This window comes from Blautia faecis (genome assembly GCF_027662325.1).
GTDB lineage: Bacteria > Bacillota > Clostridia > Lachnospirales > Lachnospiraceae > Blautia_A > Blautia_A faecis.
Genome location: NZ_JAQDKY010000099.1, coordinates 1 through 1,855 on the forward strand (window position 1 = coordinate 1; position 1,855 = coordinate 1,855).

Annotated in this window: 2 protein-coding genes; one reads left to right on the top strand and one right to left on the bottom strand. The window is 26.5% G+C overall.

What is annotated here, in order from left to right:
• Positions 1-68: 68 nt before the first annotated feature.
• Complete coding sequence (locus tag PGQ38_RS19260; RefSeq protein ID WP_178090729.1) at positions 69-800, top strand: class I SAM-dependent methyltransferase; 732 nt, start codon at positions 69-71, stop codon at positions 798-800.
• Here the strand turns inward: PGQ38_RS19260 and PGQ38_RS19265 are convergent.
• Entirely contained in the window at positions 775-1,773 is a 999-nt protein-coding gene (locus PGQ38_RS19265; protein WP_148463293.1) for a hypothetical protein, read from the bottom strand. The two genes, PGQ38_RS19260 and PGQ38_RS19265, sit on opposite strands and share 26 nt — an antisense overlap.
• Positions 1,774-1,855: the final 82 nt, after the last annotated feature.

Sequence of the window (1,855 nt, forward strand, 5' to 3'; positions counted from 1 at the left end):
ATAATTTGTAGTTATCCATTGAAAACTTGCTAAAATAAACATAATTGCTATAATTGGAGAATATTAATATGAATGTAAAGAAGGTTATAGATATTGAAGAAGCAGCAAAAGAAAATTATACCCAATCAGAGCCGTGGCCTAACAATGATATATGGCATACCTGCACATATAATATTTTGAACAAATATGTTCAAAAGTATTTGGATGAACTACATCTTAGTTCCTCTCAGGTTATTCTAAATGCCGGATGTGGTAAAACAACTTATAAAACTCCATGCACAATTATTTATATGGATATTATAGAAGATTATGTCAACATGTTTGAAAAATACTTAATTGCCTCTGTAGAGAAAATACCCATGCCGGACAGTTCTGTAGATTGTATTATTTGTGTAGGCAGCGTTATTAATTATGCTGATGTTCAAAAAGCAATTGCGGAATTTAGCAGAATATTAAAACCTGGTGGCACTTTAATCCTCGAATTTGAAAGATCAAATAGTGCAGAATTTCTTTTTACAAAGAAATATGCCAAAACAGTATTTGTGCAAAAATATCAGTACAATAATCAAATTCACTATTTATGGATGTATAGTGAAAAGTTTTTAATACAATTAGCTGATTATTACAGTTTTATATGTAAAAGAAAATATCGTTTCCATATTCTTTCATCATTACTTTATAGATTTGGAGTTTCTGAAAAAAGATCTGCCAAATATTCAAAATTTGATGATTTCTTACAACCATGTTCCTATTTTTTTGCACATAATGAAATTGTTATTTTTGAAAAAAATATTCTCTAATAAACTGGTAAAGTGATATAGATGAAGAAATTATAGTAAGTAATGAACACAAAAATACCTCTGTCGAATCAAATCGATCAGAATAACAAAAAATACATGTTGCCAAAGAGAAAATCACGCACATAATACGTAATATCCACTGTTTCAGAAAATAAATTTGTTTCTTTTTTAGGGTTATGTTTTCAGTTGAAATTTGTTGGCATAATCCTTTTTCGAATAAAGCACAATTAACCAATGTTATATCATCAATTTCAATTTTTTTAGTAAATTCTTTTTGGATTTTTTTTAATAAACCATCGAAGAATTGATTAACCACATCTGAATTCATATATTTTTTATACCAAGCTGCATAATGATTTTGGTAAAGATCAGTAATCAATTCCTGATAAAAGGATTCAGTAATATTGGTTTTGGGAAATACACCATTAATCAATGGTTTAATTGCTATATTAAAATCTGCTGATGATAATGTATGTCTCATATTAAAATATGGTTGATAATAAGGTGCGCGTAGTATTTGAAATCCCTCTCTTGAAAGCAACTGTCTGAAATAATTACTATCTATATCTATATACTTATTTTCATTGTCTTTTTTTAAAGATAATTCTGTCATAATATATTTAATATATAAATTATTCTTTTTTAGAATTTCAGTTATATCTTCAAAAAGCATTTGATAGAAATTGTAAAAGTATGTATGATTTCTGGGCTTTGTACATATATAATCAATAAGTAATACTTGGCTTTGCGGAAGAAAACCATATTCTGCAAAGCCAACTACAACATCATTTGCATAAAGAATATAAAAAAACATTTTTCTGGTATCGTTATATTTGTTTTGTATATAATCTCTTATTTGAGAAGTTGATGTTTCCGAATTTTCATCTACAGTATGCACATATATGTCAAGAGCATCTGTTAAATCTTTATCTTTCACATTTTTAATTTGTTTAATTTTATAACTTACATTCATAGCTTACTCCTAAACTATACTATTTAAAAATGATTTTAATTCTGTTTTTTGTAATAATATTCAATGGATAACTACAAATTAT

What these genes read in the sequence shown, in the direction of transcription:
- PGQ38_RS19260 (WP_178090729.1), top strand. Translation starts at nt 69, where the DNA reads ATGAATGTAAAGAAGGTTATAGATATTGAAGAAGCAGCAAAAGAAAAT.
- PGQ38_RS19265 (WP_148463293.1), bottom strand. Translation starts at nt 1,773, where the DNA reads ATGAATGTAAGTTATAAAATTAAACAAATTAAAAATGTGAAAGATAAA.